This window comes from Streptomyces dysideae (assembly GCF_001514305.1).
GTDB classification, from domain to species: domain Bacteria; phylum Actinomycetota; class Actinomycetes; order Streptomycetales; family Streptomycetaceae; genus Streptomyces; species Streptomyces dysideae.
In genome coordinates, this window is record NZ_KQ949112.1 from 50,432 (window position 1) to 67,409 (window position 16,978).

The 16,978-nt window shown below is 71.7% G+C and carries 18 protein-coding genes and 1 pseudogene; 12 read left to right on the forward strand and 7 right to left on the reverse strand.

Annotation, left to right across the window (positions count from 1 at the left end):
- Positions 1–34: 34 nt before the first annotated feature.
- Positions 35–337, reverse strand: coding sequence for a hemerythrin domain-containing protein (locus AQJ91_RS56670; RefSeq protein WP_234383324.1), 303 nt, complete (start codon positions 335–337; stop codon positions 35–37).
- Between AQJ91_RS56670 and AQJ91_RS56675 the strand changes: the two genes are divergently transcribed.
- The 3 genes from AQJ91_RS56675 (at position 326) to AQJ91_RS56680 (ending at position 1,645) form a co-directional block, all read left to right on the forward strand.
- On the forward strand, positions 326–649 hold the full coding sequence (locus tag AQJ91_RS56675) for a respiratory nitrate reductase subunit gamma (RefSeq protein ID WP_234383325.1): 324 nt from the start codon (positions 326–328) through the stop codon (positions 647–649). The genes AQJ91_RS56670 and AQJ91_RS56675 overlap by 12 nt on opposite strands.
- Positions 650–654: 5 nt before the next feature.
- Complete coding sequence (locus AQJ91_RS54075) at positions 655–822, forward strand: hypothetical protein (protein WP_159054762.1); 168 nt, start codon at positions 655–657, stop codon at positions 820–822.
- Between the two features lie 442 nt (positions 823–1,264).
- Positions 1,265–1,645 carry a hypothetical protein gene (locus AQJ91_RS56680; protein WP_067032107.1) on the forward strand — a complete coding sequence of 127 codons (381 nt, stop codon included), beginning with the start codon at positions 1,265–1,267 and terminating at the stop codon, positions 1,643–1,645.
- 36 nt (positions 1,646–1,681) lie between these two features.
- On the opposite strand, the gene AQJ91_RS39650 is transcribed toward AQJ91_RS56680, so the two are convergent.
- On the reverse strand, positions 1,682–3,169 hold the full coding sequence (locus AQJ91_RS39650) for an IucA/IucC family protein (RefSeq protein ID WP_067032110.1): 1,488 nt from the start codon (positions 3,167–3,169) through the stop codon (positions 1,682–1,684).
- 102 nt (positions 3,170–3,271) lie between these two features.
- Here AQJ91_RS39650 and AQJ91_RS39655 point away from each other — a divergent pair, with 102 nt between their 5' ends.
- The 3 genes from AQJ91_RS39655 to AQJ91_RS39665 are packed head-to-tail and all read left to right on the forward strand — an operon-like array spanning position 3,272 to position 6,882.
- Positions 3,272–4,768, forward strand: a complete 1,497-nt coding sequence (locus tag AQJ91_RS39655) for an IucA/IucC family protein (protein WP_067032113.1) — start codon at positions 3,272–3,274, stop codon at positions 4,766–4,768.
- Between the two features lie 45 nt (positions 4,769–4,813).
- The gene (locus tag AQJ91_RS39660) at positions 4,814–6,079 is read left to right on the forward strand and encodes a VWA domain-containing protein (protein WP_067032116.1); all 1,266 of its coding nucleotides are present in this window, start codon (positions 4,814–4,816) and stop codon (positions 6,077–6,079) included.
- Positions 6,079–6,882: a hypothetical protein gene (locus tag AQJ91_RS39665; RefSeq protein WP_067032119.1), complete on the forward strand. Its 804-nt coding sequence runs from the start codon at positions 6,079–6,081 to the stop codon at positions 6,880–6,882. The genes AQJ91_RS39660 and AQJ91_RS39665 overlap by 1 nt, the downstream gene beginning before the upstream one ends.
- A gap of 93 nt (positions 6,883–6,975) precedes the next feature.
- Here AQJ91_RS39665 and AQJ91_RS39670 read toward each other — a convergent pair whose 3' ends face one another.
- Positions 6,976–7,614 carry a winged helix-turn-helix transcriptional regulator gene (locus tag AQJ91_RS39670; RefSeq protein ID WP_067032122.1) on the reverse strand — a complete coding sequence of 213 codons (639 nt, stop codon included), beginning with the start codon at positions 7,612–7,614 and terminating at the stop codon, positions 6,976–6,978.
- Positions 7,615–7,701: 87 nt separating this feature from the next.
- Here AQJ91_RS39670 and AQJ91_RS39675 point away from each other — a divergent pair, with 87 nt between their 5' ends.
- The 5 genes from AQJ91_RS39675 to AQJ91_RS39695 all read left to right on the forward strand — a co-directional run bounded on the left by AQJ91_RS39675 (position 7,702) and on the right by AQJ91_RS39695 (position 12,958).
- Positions 7,702–8,910, forward strand: a complete 1,209-nt coding sequence (locus tag AQJ91_RS39675) for a pyridoxal phosphate-dependent aminotransferase (RefSeq protein WP_067032125.1) — start codon at positions 7,702–7,704, stop codon at positions 8,908–8,910.
- Between the two features lie 125 nt (positions 8,911–9,035).
- Positions 9,036–11,333 (forward strand): hypothetical protein, encoded by a 2,298-nt coding sequence (locus tag AQJ91_RS39680; RefSeq protein WP_407696992.1) that lies wholly within the window; start codon positions 9,036–9,038, stop codon positions 11,331–11,333.
- Between the two features lie 11 nt (positions 11,334–11,344).
- Positions 11,345–11,737, forward strand: a complete 393-nt coding sequence (locus tag AQJ91_RS39685) for a hypothetical protein (protein WP_067032128.1) — start codon at positions 11,345–11,347, stop codon at positions 11,735–11,737.
- Between the two features lie 113 nt (positions 11,738–11,850).
- The gene (locus AQJ91_RS39690; protein WP_067032131.1) at positions 11,851–12,480 is read left to right on the forward strand and encodes a hypothetical protein; all 630 of its coding nucleotides are present in this window, start codon (positions 11,851–11,853) and stop codon (positions 12,478–12,480) included.
- A gap of 55 nt (positions 12,481–12,535) precedes the next feature.
- Positions 12,536–12,958 carry an acyl-CoA thioesterase gene (locus AQJ91_RS39695; protein ID WP_067032133.1) on the forward strand — a complete coding sequence of 141 codons (423 nt, stop codon included), beginning with the start codon at positions 12,536–12,538 and terminating at the stop codon, positions 12,956–12,958.
- Between the two features lie 47 nt (positions 12,959–13,005).
- On the opposite strand, the gene AQJ91_RS39700 is transcribed toward AQJ91_RS39695, so the two are convergent.
- Positions 13,006–13,476 carry a hypothetical protein gene (locus AQJ91_RS39700; RefSeq protein WP_067032137.1) on the reverse strand — a complete coding sequence of 157 codons (471 nt, stop codon included), beginning with the start codon at positions 13,474–13,476 and terminating at the stop codon, positions 13,006–13,008.
- Between the two features lie 83 nt (positions 13,477–13,559).
- On the opposite strand from AQJ91_RS39700, the gene AQJ91_RS39705 reads away from it, so the two are divergent.
- Positions 13,560–13,949: a 3'-5' exoribonuclease domain-containing protein gene (locus tag AQJ91_RS39705; protein WP_234383326.1), complete on the forward strand. Its 390-nt coding sequence runs from the start codon at positions 13,560–13,562 to the stop codon at positions 13,947–13,949.
- Here the strand turns inward: AQJ91_RS39705 and AQJ91_RS39710 are convergent.
- The 3 genes and pseudogenes from AQJ91_RS39710 to pucL form a co-directional block, all read right to left on the reverse strand.
- Positions 13,915–14,251: pseudogene (locus AQJ91_RS39710) on the reverse strand (solute carrier family 23 protein); the annotation flags it as partial. The gene AQJ91_RS39705 and the pseudogene AQJ91_RS39710 sit on opposite strands and share 35 nt — an antisense overlap.
- 271 nt (positions 14,252–14,522) lie before the next feature.
- Positions 14,523–15,902 carry an 8-oxoguanine deaminase gene (locus AQJ91_RS39715; protein ID WP_067032143.1) on the reverse strand — a complete coding sequence of 460 codons (1,380 nt, stop codon included), beginning with the start codon at positions 15,900–15,902 and terminating at the stop codon, positions 14,523–14,525.
- A gap of 117 nt (positions 15,903–16,019) precedes the next feature.
- Positions 16,020–16,976, reverse strand: coding sequence for a factor-independent urate hydroxylase (gene pucL / locus AQJ91_RS39720; RefSeq protein ID WP_067032145.1), 957 nt, complete (start codon positions 16,974–16,976; stop codon positions 16,020–16,022).
- Positions 16,977–16,978 lie beyond the last annotated feature (2 nt).

Genomic DNA, 16,978 nt, shown 5'->3' on the forward strand with positions numbered 1-16,978 from the left:
GATGCCGCCCGGCCGGGGCGACAGCGCGGCTCGGTCAGGCGGCGGGCCGGGACAGGGTGCCGCCGACCTGGACGCGCTCGGCCTCGACCGCTTCCCACTGTTCGGTACTCAGGTTCGCGAGCGCCGCCGGGAACACGCCGTCCTGCTCCTTCAGGATGTGGTCGCGCAGCATCGCCATGGCCTCCAACAGGCACTCCGGCCAGGCCGGATCCACGGGCGTCACGCCGTCGGCGGCCTCGGCCAGCACCGCCTCGATGCGGCGGTGCTCGGCCTCCAGGGCGGCGATCTGCTCGGGGAAGTCCTCGGCCAGTGCGGGGAACAGGCCGTGCTCCTCCACCTGGGTGTGGGGCCCAGCACGGTCGCGGTCGTGATCTCGCGGGCGAACTCCGCCATGCGGGCCACGTCACCGTCCTGGTGGGCGGGGCGGAGGTGGCTGATCAGGCGGACGACCTCCTCGTGCTCCTGGGTCAGTTCGTCGATCGTCTCCAGGGCCTGGCAGCCGCAGTACTCGCACATCACGGGGCTCCGGATCTGGTCATCCCCGATCGGCTACCTTGCCCGCCCGTACCTCGTCTACCGCAAGCGGGCCAAACCGGCAGCAGCCCCGACGTCCGCGAGCCGGACCCGGTCGGCCTCCGGCTCCCGGTGAACCGCATGAGCCACGGACCCGCGCTCGCACCGGCCGCCACGACCGCCCGGCGCACGAGCGCGGTGGGAGCGAGCCGCCGAACGAGCCTGGTGATGCTGCGGGCCGCGATCGTCGGCTGGCTCGCCTCCTTCCAGCTCACCGTGGACGACTGGCACGGGATCCCGGACGGCTGATCCGCAGCCCGCACCTGCTGCGGTGACCGAACCCGAACGCCCACCGTGACCTCGTGGCCTCCCACCGGGCACGCGCCGACGCGGGGACTTCCTCGGCGCTCCGGTGCAGGTGGCCTGGGAGTCTTGGGCAAAGCAGCCCACGTCGCCACCGGGCGTACCGGGCGGGTGGCCGACCACCTGGTGCGGGTGTGGCAGGCGCCGGACAGTGACCGAGCGGGCAGGCCACCGCTTCCGACTGCGGCCTCTGGGTGAACGCGCAGCCTGCAGACGGCAGCGGCGTTCCGTGGCCTCCTGCCGTTCGGTCCCGGGAGGAAGCGTCACCGTGCCGCAGCAGGGGCGCCGCGCAGCCGGAAGAGGCCGATGGCACATTCCCCGCGCGTAGCACCGGCCGCGAGCCCTCGAACTCCCACTGGGCCCACCAGTCGGGACCTTCGGCCCGGACGTGCTCGACGCCATCCGCACAGCCTGCGAGGCCATGCGCGTGCTGCTGGCCACCCGACAGGGCGCCGTGCACGCCTCCACCGCGGCCATCAACCAGCTCAAGGCCCTGAGCATCGCCGCACCGGACGACCTCCGCACCGAACTGCGGCGCCTGAGCCGATCGCAGCAGGTCACACGCTGCGCCAGCCTCCGCGACCGCTCCGCACTGTCCACCGAGCACCGCATGACCATCCGCGCCCTGCGGTCCACTGCCCAGCGCGTCCGGCACCTGCAGGCCGAAGCTCGCGAGCTGAGAACGAGCTCCTCCAGCTCGTCCACCAACAGGCACCAGAACCCCTGGAGTTACTCGGCGTCGGTCCAGTCCCGGCCTCATCCGGCCTGACCACAGAGCGCGGCGATGGCGCCGGGGCCGTGCGGATCACGTGCGGGCCAGCGGGTTCGGCAGGGGCAGATAGCGGGCGGCCGCACCGTCCGCGCCCGCCCAGCGCAGCAGCAGGTTCGTCTTGCCGGGGAGCGTGGGCGCCGACAGCAGGTCCGGGATCTCGGGGAGGTCGTGGCGGGACAGCTCGTGGCGTACGGCGGGCCAGGGGTCCAGCGTGGGGTGGCGTTCCGCCAGTGCGCCCGCGATCTCGCTCAGGTGGTTGACCACCAGGCAGTACACCAGCCGCTCCCAGCCCTCCGCCCGCGCCACCTCCGGCAGCAGCTTCACGCCCTCCGCGTCCCGGAAGAGGGCCTGCACGGGGGTGCCGTCGGCGTCGACGGCGACCAAGGTGTTCTGCAGGTGTGCCTCGAGTACGACGCCGTGGTCGGCGAAGGCCGTGAGGGCGGGCGGTACGACCGTGCGCAGGTACGCCTCCCACCAGGCCGCCGGGTCGGCCGTACCGTCGAGGGGGCTGCCCGCGAAGCCCTCCATGAGTCCGGCGGCGAGGAGGGGGGTCGCGCCGGGCAGGAGGCGGTCGTGGAGGCCGTCGCGGACGAGGACCGCGAGTTCCTCGAAGGCGAAGTCGGCGGTGCGGTAGCCGCGGTCGCTGAGCCAGGCCGCGGGGCCCGCGGTGAAGGCCCGTCCGGCCGCCGCGTCCGTGCGGCGCAGCCTCAGCAGGTCGTGGCGCCACAGCCGCCTTATGTCGTTGGTGATCCGCACGTCCAGGCTGAACTTGAGGAACAGGTCCCGCTCGGGCGCGTACAGCGTACGGATCGCGGCCGTCGGCCAGGTGTCGAAGCAGGTGGTGCCGAGCCGGATCAGCCGGCCGTCGGCGAAGGCCGGTTCCAGGTCCACCAGGTCCAGCTGCCAGGGGTGGGCGGGCAGCAGCCGGTAGCCGGGCGGGGCCTCGCCGAGGGTGTCGAGGGCCGAGGTGTCACCCTCCTCGACGACCGTGTCCGCGCGCAGACCGAGCAGCGCCAGCGGGAAGCGGGCGTGCGCCTCGGGGGCGTACGGCAGCCAGCCGGCGACGGGGCCGCCGCCGCGCGCCTTGGGGGCCGGGTGGTGCGGGTGGCCGGTGATGAGGGACTGCTCGGAGAGCAGGTACGGGTCCGCGGGCGGCGTCGCACGCGCGCGTGCGGTGAGCAGGGCGGCCACCGCGTCCCGGCTGTCGATCATCTCGGCGGGCAGTTCGTGGTTGGACAGGCCGGTGTGGCGGCGCAGTTCCTCGGCGACGAGTTTGACGAGCTCGGGGTGGCCGATGCGGTGCCAGGCGCCGTCGGCGCGCAGTTCGGGTTCGGCGGGCCGGCGCTCGCCGCGGACGCGCAGCAGCCGGCCGGTGCCGGGCAGCCGGTACACGGACCGCTCGCCGGGTTCCGGCCGTGCCACCTCCCGCAGGAGACAGTTGAGGAGGGGCGCGACCGCGTGCGCGTCGGCGCGTGCGGCGTCATCGGCGGCGGGCGGGGTGGTGAGGTCCACGCGATCCACTCGTTCTCTGCGGTCACTACGGTCCGTGCGGGCGGGGGACGATCAGTATGTCTGCCGTGCCCGCCCGCCCTGACGTCCTACTCGTACCCGAGGAGCCCGCCCGTGCACCGTCCCCCCACCGCCGAGGCCGAGGTCGCCGCCGAGCTGGCGGCCGTGCGCCCCGGCCTCGTGCCGCGGTACGCGGCCGGGCTCCCCGGCGCCCGGGCCGCCGTGCTGGCCCGGCTGTGGCGTGCCCTCGCGTACGAGCCGCTGCCGTGGGTCGCGGGCCGCGCGTCCGGCCGGGAGGGCCTCACCCTGCGCCTTTCCGACGGCCGCCGGCTGCACGGCCCGCACGCCGACCCGTACGCGACCGGCGCGTATGTCACCGCCGTACGGCTGGACGGCGTGTCGTACGACGATCCGGCCCGGCTGCTGACCGACCTGGGCGTACCGCACGGCACCGGCTTCGCCGCCGAGCTCGGCCACAGTGTCGCGTCGCTGGCGCTGTCGCGGGCCGGGCAGGAGGACCGTTCGCAGGAGTGGCCGGTGCACGACTGGGAGTGGGAGCAGGGGGTGGTCGACGGGCATCCGTATCACCCCAACTGCCGTTCCCGGCCCGGTTTCTCGGTCGCCGAGCAGCTGGCGTACGGGCCCGAGCACCGGCCGGTCGTGGAGCTGGGGCTGGTGCCGGTGCCGGCGGCGGAGTGCCTGGTGACGGGCGGCTGGCCGGACGAACTGCGGTACGGGGAGCGGCTGTTGCTGCCGGTGCATCCGTGGCAGGCGGAGCATGTGCTCAAGCGTCCGTACGACGGGGGGCTCGCCGCGCACCCGTTGATGTCCCTGCGGACGCTCGCGCTACCGGGCGGCCCGCATGTCAAGACGGCGCTGAGCGCCCGGCTGACGTCGTCGGTGCGGGACATCTCGGTGTACTCGATCGGTCTGTCGGCGACCCTGTCGGAGTTCGCGGAGGCACTGGCGGCCCGGACCGACGGGCTGCTGCACGTCACCCGCACGCTGGGGGCGGCCACCGCCAACTCCCCTGATCTCGCTGCCGTGTTGCGGGAGTCGCCGCAGGTGTACGGGGACCGGGTGGTACCGGTGGCGGCGCTCGCCACCACCGGGCTGCCCGACGACCCGGCGTGGCTCGCCGACTTCACGCGGCTCGCTCTCGCCGTCGGGCTGCGGCTTCTGGAGCTGGGCGTGGCGCTGGAGGCGCACGGTCAGAACCTGCTCGTCGTGCTGTCCGCTTCCGGGGCCCCGCTGCGGCTGGTCTACCGCGACCTCGCCGACATCCGCGTCAGCCCGGTCCGGCTGGCCCGGCGCGGCATCCCGGTGCCGGAGCTGACCGGACGGATCGTCACCGACGACGAGACGACCCTGCGGCGCAAGCTGTTCGGGTCGCTGGTGGCGGGCGCGCTGGCGGGTACGGCGGGGTCGGCGGCGGCGCTGCGCGGGGCGCTGGAGACGGCCGTACGGGAGCTGCCGCGCACCCCGGATCTCGTCGCGCTGTGCGAGGAGCCGCTGCCCGCGAAGGCGCTGACACTGATGCGGCTGTCACCGGGGACGCCCGGTGACCAGTGGGCGCAGCTGCCCAATCCGCTGAGCTGGAGGGCCCTCTGACGCCCCGTTTTGGAGCCCGGCCCTCCGGGTCAATAGGATCCGCCGATGATCACAAGAACACGGCTGGCGGCAGGCGCCTGTGCCCTGCTCGCCGCGCTGACGGCCGGGCTCGCCTTCCCGGCCGGAGCGTTGGCCGGCGAACCCACGGGCGAGGACGCGCCGAAGGTGAACCTCGTCCTCGACGTGAGCGGTTCCATGCGGGCGCGGGACATCGACGGCCAGTCGCGGATGGCGGCGGCGAAGCAGGCGTTCAACGAGGTGCTCGACGCGACGCCCGAGGAGGTCCAGCTCGGCATCCGCACGCTGGGCGCCGACTACCCGGGCGACGACCGGCAGACGGGCTGCAAGGACACCGCGCAGCTCTATCCGGTGGGCCCGCTGGACCGTACCGAGGCCAAGACGGCGGTGGCGACCCTCTCGCCCACCGGCTGGACGCCGATCGGCCCCGCCCTGCTGAAGGCGGCCGACGACCTCGACGGTGGCAACGGCTCCAAGCGCATCGTGCTGATCAGCGACGGCGAGGACACCTGCGCGCCGCTCGACCCGTGCGAGGTGGCCCGCGAGATCGCCGCCAAGGGCATCGGGCTGACCATCGACACCCTCGGCCTGGTCCCGAACACCAAGCTGCGGCAGCAGCTGAGCTGCATCGCCGAGGCGACCGGCGGGACGTACACGTCGGTCGAGCACACCGACGAACTCACCGATAAGGTCAACCAGTTGGTGGACCGGGCGGCCGCGCCGGTGGTGACGCCGGTGGCCACCGAGGGTGCCGCCGCGTGTGCGCAGGCGCCGACCCTGAAGTCCGGTCTGTACACCGACCGCGAGGAGTTCGGGAAGCAGCGCTGGTACCGCGTCGACGTCGAGCCCGGCCAGGAGTTGCGCGCCTCGGTGAGCGTGGGCGCCGACCGGGCCGTGAACCCCTCCTACGGGGTGCTGCTGCGGGCGGTGACGACGCACGGCCGCGAGATCGTGCGCGGCGAGTCGGCGGGCAACGGCCGCACGGACGTCGTCTCCACCGGTCTGCGCTACCCGAAGGCGGAGAGCGACGAGGAGGACGCTCCGGCCGAGGCCGTGTGCCTCCAGGTCACCCAGTCCTTCTCGGCGGCCTCCGGTGTGCAGACCACACCCGGTCTGCCGCTGGAACTGACGGTCGACGTCGTGGACGCGCCGAGCGAGGCGAGCGACGTGGCCTCCTTCGGTCTCGGGCGCGGCTGGTGGCTGCTCGGCGCGCTGATCCTCGCCGGCTTCCTCGCCGGTCTCGTCTGGGGCTGGCTGTCGCGCTGGCGCGTCGCGGTCTGGAGGACCAACTGATGTGGATCACACGTGTGTTGAGCACCGCTGCACTGATGCTCGGCCTTGCGGCCTCCCCGGCCGCCGCCGACTCCACGCCGTCACCCGGCGCGTCGGAGGACGGCTCGGCGCCCACGGCGGCCGGTACGTCCTTCCGTACGGCGACCGAGATCGAGCAGGGCCAGACGGCCACGGCGAACGGCTCCGCGGGCGACTACCTGTACTGGTCGTTCCCCGCGGACGCCGGTCAGCGGCCCACCGTCAGCGCGACGGTGAAGCTGCCGGAGACGCATGCCGCCGAGACCTGGCAGATCGACGTGTACGACGGTCTGCGCCGCCGCCAGGCCTGCCAGTACGGGGCGCAGACGCGTACCGCCGCGGCGGACGCCGCGTCGGTCGAACTGGCCTGCGTCCTGCGGACCGTCCGCGCCTGGTCGGAGCCGTGGGCCAATGACCCGCTGCCGGGCACGTACTACATCCGGCTGACGGTCGTGAACCTGGCGGCCTCCGACCTGGGTCTGCCAGTGGACGCGTCGGTCCAGGTCGGCTCCAAGGACATCGGCGGGTCGGCGGCGGTGGACGGTTCACTGGCACATCCGCTCGTACCGGGGGCCGGGGCCGTTTCCCAGGGCGGCGAGGAGGAGTCGACCAAGGAGGCACTGCTCGCGAGCCTCGAACCCAGCGGCGGCTGGGCGTCCGGCTGGTGGTCCGACCGGTGGGTGTGGACCGCGATCGGCGGCATGCTGGCCGCGCTCGCGGGTGTCGGCGGGTACACGCTGACGCGTGGGGCGGGACGGCCGTCGCGGGTGCCTCCGGGGGCCTGACAGACAGTCAAGCGCGGACGGCGTCGCAGCTGCGCCCACCGGACGCCCGACAGACCGTCAAGAGGCCCGCTGTGCTCCGGCACAGCGGGCCTTTCACATGTCCCGCAACGCCTTCGCCTGCGTGCCGTCGCCGCTCACCTCGATACGGCCGCCCCGCACCGCGTCGGTCACGGTCAGCTCCCCCCGCGCGATCGCCGCGCACGTCTCCGCGTCCAGCACCAGCCGCGCGTCGGCCTCACCGGGAGCGGGCCCGTCGCCGTAGACAGGACCGTCCTCCGCACCGACGTACAGATGGAACTCCCCCTCCTCCAGCCGGACTTCGACGAGCCCCTCGCCCGCCCCTCTTTCCCGCAGGGCCCGCGACAGCGGCAGCGCGAACCAGTGCGCCCGTACGGCGTCGGTGGGCCGCCGCTCCCCCAGCTCGGCCTGCCCCCACTCCCCCAACGCCTGCAGGACCGGCAGCAACTCCCGCCCCCGTCCGGTCAGTTCGTACACGTACGCCGCACCGGGCGGCGGCAGCCGGCGCCGGGTCGACAGCCCGTCCCGCTCCATGTCCTTCAGCCGCGAGGCGAGTACGTCCGTGCTGACGCCCGGCAGGTCCGCGTGCAGATCGGTGTAGCGCCGGGGACCGGCGAGGAGCTCCCGGACGATCAGCAGGGTCCAGCGGTCGCCGACGACGTCGAGCGCGCGGGCGGCGGAGCAGTACTGGTCGTAGCTTCGGCGAGGTGACATGTGACGCAGTCTAGACATGTCGTTGGACTTTCCAAGCTCGAACTTGGTAAAACCAAGCAACACCAGATACCGGAGGGGCGAGCGCGCATGGAGTTCCGGCAGTCGAACAAGCTCAGCGAGGTCTGTTACGAGATCCGCGGTCCGGTGATCGAACACGCGAACGCGCTGGAGGAGGCGGGCCACAGCGTGCTGCGCCTCAACACCGGAAACCCCGCGCTCTTCGGCTTCGAGGCACCGGAGGAGATCCTCCAGGACATGATCCGGATGCTGCCCCAGGCGCACGGCTACACGGACTCGCGAGGCATCCTGTCCGCCCGCCGGGCGGTGGCCCAGCGCTATCAGGAGCGGGGCCTGGACGTCGACGTCGACGACGTCTTCCTCGGCAACGGCGTCTCCGAACTGGTCTCGATGGCCGTACAGGCGCTGGTCGAGGACGGCGACGAAATCCTCATCCCCGCCCCGGACTTCCCGCTCTGGACGGCGGTGACGACGCTCGCCGGCGGCAAGGCGGTGCACTACCTCTGCGACGAACAGGCCGACTGGTACCCGGACCTGGACGACATGGCGTCGAAGATCACGAACCGTACGAAGGCCGTGGTCATCATCAACCCGAACAACCCCACCGGCGCGGTGTACCCCAAGGAGATCATCGAGGGCATCCTCGACCTCGCCCGCCGCCACGGCCTCATGGTGTTCGCCGACGAGATCTACGACCAGATCCTCTACGACGACGCGGTACACCACTCGGCCGCGGCCCTCGCCCCCGACCTGGTGGTCCTCACCTTCTGCGGCCTGTCGAAGACGTACCGGGTGGCGGGCTTCCGCTCCGGCTGGCTGGTGGTCACCGGCCCCAAGCAGCACGCGAAGGACTATCTGGAGGGCCTGACCATGCTGGCCTCCATGCGGCTGTGTGCCAACGCGCCCGCGCAGTACGCCATCCAGGCCGCGCTGGGCGGCCGCCAGTCCATCGCCGAGCTGACCGCGCCGGGCGGCCGCCTCCACGAACAGCGCAACGTCGCGTGGGAGAAGCTCAACGAGATCCCCGGCGTGTCCTGCGTGAAGCCCAAGGGCGCCCTGTACGCCTTCCCCCGCATCGATCCCAAGGTGCACAAGATCCACGACGACGAGAAGTTCGTCCTGGACCTGCTGCTGCGGGAGAAGATCCAGGTCGTCCAGGGGACCGGCTTCAACTGGCCGACGCCGGACCACTTCCGCATCCTCACCCTGCCGTACGCGGATGATCTGGAGGCGGCTGTCGGGCGGATCGGGCGGTTCCTGAGCGGGTACCGGCAGTAGTGGTCGTCAGGCTTGGCGATGTTCGCGGATTCGCGGTCGCGGAGAACGGGGATGTCATAGAGTGCGGCCACTGATCTCGGGGATCGGGGATGGGGGAACCCCAGGTGTTGATGTCTCGTCGGCGTGTGTCGGCCACGCCATCGGGCTTACGCGGCCGCCTCGCGCTGCTGGTCCTGCTCCTGGTCGTCGCGGGCAGCCCATGGGTGCAGCGGCCGCTCTCGGACTTCTACGTGGAGAAGTTCTACATCGAGGGGTCCGAGAACGAGACGCTGCGCTGGTTCGTCGAGGCCGCCTTCTCCCCGGGGTGGTGGGTGTCCTCCGACCGGTACGGCGGCACGGCTCCCCTGGTCGTGAACGATCTCGGTGTCCTGGTGCTGCTCGCGGGGCTCGCGTTCTTCACATCGCGGCTGGCGGCCCGCCGGACGCCGGGATGGCTCGCCTGTCTCACGGTGGGCGTGCTGGCGGCGCTGCTCGCGAACCTCCTGTGGTGGGGCATGCACGAGGCCTTCGTCGACAACGTGACCCTGGCGCCGACCGAGACGCTGCTGAAGAACCTGCTGCGCAGTGCTCTCATCTTCGGCCTCGCGGCCGGCGTGCTGCTGGCGCTCCTGATCACCGGGCTGCCGGGGAGATCCGCCACGAGGTCCATCGGCGCCGCGACGGCGCCGCGACGGAGGAGAGAGGGAGGGCTCGGCATGACGACCGCGCCGGTCCACATGCCGGTCGGGAGCACCCCGGGTGACGTCACCCGGTATCTGTGCGCCGCGGCCTACGTCGACGACGGCTTCGCCGACCGGGTGGTGGAGGACGTCCTGGCCGACGAGGCCAGCGCCGTGGCCCCCTCGCCCGACGTCGACCTGGTGGCGGTGGTCCGCCACTGCCTGGCGGCCCAGGAGATCCGCCACCGGCGCGATCTGCGCCTCGCGGCGGCCTTCGCCGTCGTGGCCGTCGTCGCGCCGCTGTGGCTCGTCTTCTCCCTGCTGTTCCTGGGGATCACCGGGCGCCCCGGCTCCCAGCCGAGCCTGGCCACCCGCGGCCAACGCCAGCCCGACCGCAAGGTGCTGATGCGCACCGGGATCGCGGCCGGGGTGGTCGTACTCCTCGCCTTCTACATCGGCGCCATCCTCTCCCTCGTGCCCGCGCCCGGATTCGTGCGCTGGCTGCTCGGCTCCTATCTGGCCGGGGTACCGGCCGCGCTCGCGTCCCTCGGCACGGTGGCGTTCGCGTACGCGACGGTCGTACGCCATCACCTCGACATCGACCGGCTGCTGCGCACCACCATGACCCGCGAGACGTTCGCCCGGCAGCCCCGCCCCACGGTGCCCCGGCGGAACTGGATCGCGAACCGGCTCGCGGCCATCAAGGAGGCGCGGGACGGAAACGTCACCCTGTACAGCGGATACACCCCCTTCATCGGCTATGCGGCGAGCAGGTCCAGGTGGCCGCTCACCGTGCCGCTCCTGCCCGCCGACGATCCCGCCGGCATGAGAGCGCGCCCCGCCGAGCCGCAGCCCTTCACGGTCACCGAGCTCGTCGACCACGTGCGCGAACGGCTCCACGCGGTCGCTGCGCGCGCCGCCTCGGACGGGGCGGCACCCTCCGGCGAGGAGATGCTCGGCTCCCTCCTCATCGAGGACCGGGTCTTCGCGAGCGGCACGACCATCGAGGACGACGACCGGTTCATCAGGCCCACGACCCTGGCCCCGGCCACCCGGCTGTCGGCCGAGGCGGTCGAGCAGATCATGCTGCGTCCGACCGGCACGGTCCGCCACTACCTGGCGATCCACGTGCCGCTGTGGGGCGGCGACGTGGTGCCGAGCGTGTTCCTGCACTTCTCGACCGTGGGCAAGACGCTCCATCTGCACATCGACAACCACGTGCTCGGCCCGGTGCACGCCGCCTACCACGTCGTGGACCGCCTGCGCGGCCCCCTCACTCCCGCGGCGAAGCGGGGGCTGCTGGTGAACGCCCTCCTCGACACGGGCAAGGCGTTCATCGGCGCGCCGTTCCGGGCGGGGCGCCACGCCCGTTTCGAGGCCCGCCACAACCGGCGGATGGCGGACGAGATCAAGGCGATGGAGCAGGACCCGGTCTACGACTACGGCGCCCGGGTGAGCATCCGGGAGATGGCGATGAGCCCCGAGTACCACAACTACTTCCAGGTCGTGGACGCCGAGCGGATCACCTCCCTGGTGCAGCGCCACACCTTGGCCGCCATCCGCGAGTTCCTCGACTCGCACGGCTACGACACCACCGACTTCCGCGCCCAGCAGCAGACCATCCTCAACCAGGGCGTCATCCAGCAGGGCGGGACGAGCATCATCGGCAACCAGGCGATCGGCGCGGGCGCGACCGCCACACAGAACATCCCGCAGCAGTCCGGCGCGGCCGCCCGGAGCGCCGCCGGTGGTTCCGACAAGTAGGGGGCCTCATCATGCGCAACGACGACGGGCGACAGGACCCTCCGGTCAACAACGGCCTCATGATCAGCGGCGGCACCCACTACGTCGGCAACCAGGCCGTGGGGCCAGGCGCCCAGGCGTTCTCCGGCTCGGTCTCCTTCCAGCAACAGGACCCCGAACGGACGGCCGAACTCCTCGCGCTCGTCGAGCGGTTGCTGGAGGAGCACAGCACGGAACTCGCCGATCCCGAGGGCACCACCCGGGAACTGCGCCGCCTGCGCGAGGAACTCGACGAGGCCGAACCGGAGCCCACGGTCCTGCGGCGCGCTCTGGACCGCCTCAACGAGTTCGTCCAGCCCGTGACCCCGCTCGTCGTCGCGGTCGGACAACTCGCGCAGTCGGTCCAGGGCCTCCCGGGGAGCTGAGGCCGCGCACGGGAACCGTGCGGCACGGTGATCGCCGGGCGGAATGTCAGACCCGGGTCGTAGCCTTCGAAGCGGATGGGGCCAGTGCCCCAGCGCCCGGGAAGGAGCACGCCGTGACAAGACCACCGACCGCAGCCCAGCGGCGTGTCATCGATGCCGCCGATCCCGTCAGCGGACGGCTGAGGGGTACGGAGGCGCAGCTCGCGGCGCTGGTGAAGCGCGGGCTCGCCTTCCGGCATCCGCGGCCGCCGCACGACCACTTTCTGACGCCGGCCGGGCACCGGATCCGGGAGGCCGAACCGGAGGCGCCGCCGCCCGAGCCGGACCCCCCTGCCGCCCGGGGCGTGTTCGCCGCGCGCGTCGGGGGTGAGGAGGACGCGCCGGAGGCGGGCCCCGCCCGTAGCCGTGAGGTGCACAGCGCCTGGCACGGGCTGCTGGAACTGCGCCGGATGACGAACCCGGACGGTGCCACGGACCGGCCGTGTGACTGGGAGCGTAGGCATCTGGTGCCGGCCGCCGCGCTCGCCCTGGAGGCGGCCGGGCACCCGCCCGCCGGCCCGGACCTGAAGGGCTACCGCGTACGGGCGACCCCGCAGCCCGACGCCGTCGCCGTGCACGAGCCGGACACCGACGCGCTGCGGGCCTGCGCTGCCACCCTGGAGAAGGCCGGCTGGCAGGTCGGCGAGCACACCGAGCCCCGGACGAGGGCCCGCTATCTCTTGGCGTCCCCGAGACGGATGTAAAGGCCACGTGTCAGGATCGGTTCAACCAACAACCGTTGCAGGAGAAGGGGAAGCCGTGACCGAACCGTTTTCCGTTCCGGTGACCGTCCGCGGGTACGAGACGGACGTGCAGGGTCACCTCAACCAGGCCGTGTACCTGAGCTACGCGGAACACGCCCGCTGGTGCCTGCTGCGGGAGGCGGGGATCAGCCAGGCCCGCCTCGTGGGGAAGGGCGTGGGCCCGGTGGCACTGGAGACGACCATCCGCTACCGGCGCGAACTGCTGGCCGGCGACGACGTCGAGGTGACGTGCGGCTTCACCTGGGGCGGGGGCAAGACGTTCCGTATGGAGCAGACGATCCGCAAGAGCGACGGAACGGTGGCCGCCGAGATCACGGCGGTCGGCGGACTGATGGACCTCAAGGCCCGCAAGCTGGTCTCGGACCCCGGGGAGCTGTTCAAGGAACTCGCCGCGGACCCGAGCCTGTTCGGGCTCTAGTGCCCTAACAGGCAACAACTCCTGGAACTCCTAGCACTCCTGGACCCCTAAGCCGCCCGCCAGACCGTCAGGTCCCCGGTGACGAAGCCGATGTTCGGCATCGCCGTCGACTTCACCTGGATCACGAACAGTGCGATGTCCCCGGAGTTGTGCTTGATGCAGATCTCGCTGCCGGCCGCCGCCGCGGCCAGCGGGAGGCTGCGGCCGGCGTTGTGGCCGGTGACGGCGGACCGGCACGTGTCCAAGGTGGCGCCCGGCTCGCCGTACAGCATGGCGATCACGCTGGTGTCGCTCGCCAGCGCGCAGCTGGTCCCCTCGCAGGCGAAGCGGATGTCGCCCTTGCGGTCCTCCCTGGGCTGCCTCGGGTCCTGGAAGCTCAGCGAGTTCTCCTCGTTCAGCAGCTGGAGGGGGTAGGCGACGGCTGTCGGTTCCTCGGGCGCGGTCGAGGTGGGCTGCGACGCCTCCGGTGTCCGGTCACCACTGGCCCCCGACGCCGATGACGATGCCGACGCGGACACCGACGGGCCCGGCGTCGACGGTGAGCCCGCGACCCAGTCGCGGAACCTGTCCCCCGCGTCCTTGACCGTCCAGGTCAGTCCAGGTGAGCGGCCTCGACCGGGAGCGGCTCCGTACCGAGGGCGCCGAACCGGCCGTCGCACTCGCCGAGTTCACCGACTGGGTCCACGAGGTGAGCGCGGGCGCCCAGCCGGTGATGGCCGGCTATCCGGCGTCGTACGACTGGACCTTCCTGTACTGGTATCTGATCCGCTTCACCGGCACGAGCCCCTTCGGGCACTCCGGCTGTCTGGACATGAAGACCCTCTACGCGACGAAGGCACGGCTCCCGCTGCGGGCCGTCGCCAAGGGCACGATGCCGCGCGAGCTGCTGTCGCGGCGCCGGCACACGCACCATGCCCTGGACGACGCCGTCGAGCAGGCGGAGTTGCTCGCCAACCTCATGATGTGGTCACCGGCTCCATCGGTGCCGTGACGTCGTCCGCGTCCGGGTTCCTGCCGAGGTGGTTGAAGACCAAGTTCAGCAGGACGGCGGCCACACAGCCCGTCGAGACGCCCGAGTCCAGGACGATCTTCGCGGTCTCCGGGAAGGCGTGGTAGAACTCCGGCGCGGTGATCGGGATGATGCCGACGGCCAGGGAGACGGCGACGACCAGGACGTTGTTGTCCTGGTCCAGGCCGGCCCGGGCCAGGGTCTGGATACCGCTGGCCCGCGACCGAGCCGAACAGGACCACACCCGCGCCGCCGAGCACCGGGCGGGGTACGACGGCGATGAGCGGGTGGACTGGCTGGGCTGGCACTGCGGCTCTCCTCCGGTCGGTCAACACGTCGGCTCCGACGTAGGTGTCATGGAGGTGCTGCGCGGGCATGGGGGCACCTCCCGCTCGAGCGAAGCCGAGAGTGGGGGGAAGGACCGGGGGCGGACGGGAGGACCGTTCCGGGGCGTACGCGTCCTACGCACGCCCCGGCGACGGCCGCCATGGACCCCGCTCGGGTCCACGGCTTCCGGTCGGGAGCCGTCCCTCCCACCCGGAGTTCTTCAACTGGTCAGCCCTGCACGGCGATCCGCGCCAGCCGCTGTGCTTCCGCGCGCGTGGAGCGGGCGATCGCGTCCTCGTCGGCGTGCAGCAGGCGGTTGTCCTCGACGATCTGACGGCCGTTCACGAACGAGGCCGTGACCGGCGCCGCCGCGCCGAAGACCAGCGCGGTCACCGGGTCGGCGATCGAGGCGTGGGCGAGGGTGTCCAGCTTCCACAGCACCAGGTCGGCCAGCTTGCCCGGCTCAAGGGAGCCGATCTCGCTTGCCCGGCCCAGGACTTGGGCGCCGCCGTACGTTCCGAGGCGCAGCGCCTGACGGGCGTTGAGGGCGGCCTCGCGGTGGGCGCCGAGGCGGTTGATGAGGAGGGCGTTGCGCAGCTCGGTGTGGAGCTCGCCGGACTCGTTGGACGCCGTACCGTCGACGCCGAGGCCGACCGGGACGCCGGCCGCCAGCATGTCGGGGACGCGCGCGATGCCGGCGGCGAGGCGGGCGTTGGAGGACGGGCAGTGGGCGACGCCGGTCTTCGTGCGGGCGAAGGCGGCGATGTCGGAGTCGTTCATGTGGACGCAGTGCGCCATCCACACGTCCTCACCGAGCCAGCCGGTGGACTCGAAGTAGTCGGTCGGGCCCATGCCGAACAGTTCCTTGCAGAACTGCTCCTCCTCCACGGTCTCCGAGCCGTGGGTGTGCAGCCGTACGCCGAGCCGACGGGCCAACTCGGCTCCCTGGCGGAGTAGTTCGGTGGAGACGGAGAAGGGGGAGCAGGGGGCGACGGCGACCTGGGTCATCGCGTCGAAGGAGGCGTCGTGGTGCTCCTTGACGGTGGCCTCGGTGGCGGTGAGCGCGCCGTCCAGGGTCTCGACGGCGAAGTCCGGGGGCAGGCCGCCGTCCTTCTCGCTGCGGTCCATGGAGCCGCGGGCGAGGGTGAAGCGGACGCCCATCTCGCGGGCGGCGCGGATGATCGCGCCGGACAGGTCGCCGGAGCCCCGCGGGAAGACGTAGTGGTGGTCCATGGCGGTGGTGACGCCGCCGCGGGCCATCATCGCGAGCGAGCCCTGCGCGGCCTGGTACACCATCGGCTCGTCGATGCGCGCCCACGTCGGGTACAGCGCGACCAGCCAGTTGAAGAGGTTGTGGTCCGTGGCCAGGCCCCGGGTGATCCACTGGTAGAAGTGGTGGTGGGTGTTGACCAGGCCGGGGGTCACGAGGTGGCCGGAGGCGTCGATACGGCGTGCGACGTTCTCCAGGCCCTCGGGGGCCCGGCCCGCGCCGACCGACTCGATGCGGTTGCCGGCGACGACCACATGTCCCGAGGCGTGTTCGGTGTCGTTCGCGTCGACGGTCGCGATCGCACAGTTCTCGATGACGATGCGCCGGTCTGCTGCCATGGTTCGTCCTTTGCGTTCTGTGGAGAGGGCACGGCAGGACCCCGGGAGTTTTGAGTGCCGTGGCCGGGGCGCCGGGAGGACCGATTCCCCGGCCACGGGTGCCGAAAATGGAGTTGATCAGAGGTTGGTGAGGTCCACCGGGATCTTCGGCTCGCAGCCGTCCCGCAGGATGGTCGCCTCGATCAGGCCGTAGGGGCGGTCGGCGGCGAAGTACACGGCACCGTCCTCGGTGGCGTTCTTCAGCCCGAACGGCTCCAGGTCCACCAGGAAGTGGTGCTTGTTCGGGAGGGAGAAGCGGACCTCGTCGATCTCGCTGCGGTTGTCGATGATCCGTGAACCCATTTGGTAAAGGGTCTGCTGGAGCGACAGCGAGTACGTCTCGGCGAAGGCCTGGAGCATGTGCTTCCGCGTCTGCTCGTAGGACTTCTCCCAGTTGGGCATCCGCTGCTCGTCGTCGGTCCAGTTGAACCGCCAGCGGCTGGAGACCTGGGTGGCCAGGATGCGGTCGTACGCCTCCTGGAGCGTCGTGTACTTGTCCTTGACGTAGCCCCAGAACTCGGAGTTGGTCGAGTTCATCACGACCAGGTCCTTGAGGCCGGAGACGACCTCCCACGACTCACCGTCGTACGTGATCTGCGTGAGCCGGGTCTCCTGGCCCTTCCGCACGAAGGAGTGCTTGGCCTCGTCCGCGCCGATGAACCGGGAGTTGGCGTCCGATGCCTCGATCCGCTCCCAGGCGTACTCCTCGATACGGATACGGGCCGTCTTGATCGGCTCCTGACTCGTCACGAAGTGCCGGGCGAGGTGGATGCCGAACTGCTCGGCGGACTCGATGCCGTGCTCCTTGGCGAACGCGTACACCGTGTTCTTGGTGGTGTCGGTCGGCAGGACGTGGGCGTTCGAGCCGGAGTAGTGGACCTCGTCCATGTCGCCGCTCAGCGACACCGAGACGTTGAGGTCCTTGATGTGGTGGGTGGCGCCGTCCCGCGTGATCTTCACGACTCGGTTCTCGGCCTTGCCGTACTGGTTCTGTCCCAGGATCACAGGGCGGGCGGGCCGGGAATTGTCAGTCATCT

Bases quoted from the DNA above. Each gene is read 5' to 3' on its own strand.
- AQJ91_RS39715 (WP_067032143.1), bottom strand. From the start codon at position 15,902: ATGGCAGCAGACCGGCGCATCGTCATCGAGAACTGTGCGATCGCGACC.
- AQJ91_RS39675 (WP_067032125.1), top strand. From the start codon at position 7,702: ATGGAGTTCCGGCAGTCGAACAAGCTCAGCGAGGTCTGTTACGAGATC.
- AQJ91_RS54075 (WP_159054762.1), top strand. From the start codon at position 655: ATGAGCCACGGACCCGCGCTCGCACCGGCCGCCACGACCGCCCGGCGC.
- AQJ91_RS39660 (WP_067032116.1), top strand. From the start codon at position 4,814: ATGATCACAAGAACACGGCTGGCGGCAGGCGCCTGTGCCCTGCTCGCC.
- AQJ91_RS39685 (WP_067032128.1), top strand. From the start codon at position 11,345: ATGCGCAACGACGACGGGCGACAGGACCCTCCGGTCAACAACGGCCTC.
- AQJ91_RS39665 (WP_067032119.1), top strand. From the start codon at position 6,079: ATGTGGATCACACGTGTGTTGAGCACCGCTGCACTGATGCTCGGCCTT.
- AQJ91_RS39670 (WP_067032122.1), bottom strand. From the start codon at position 7,614: ATGTCACCTCGCCGAAGCTACGACCAGTACTGCTCCGCCGCCCGCGCG.
- pucL (WP_067032145.1), bottom strand. From the start codon at position 16,976: ATGACTGACAATTCCCGGCCCGCCCGCCCTGTGATCCTGGGACAGAAC.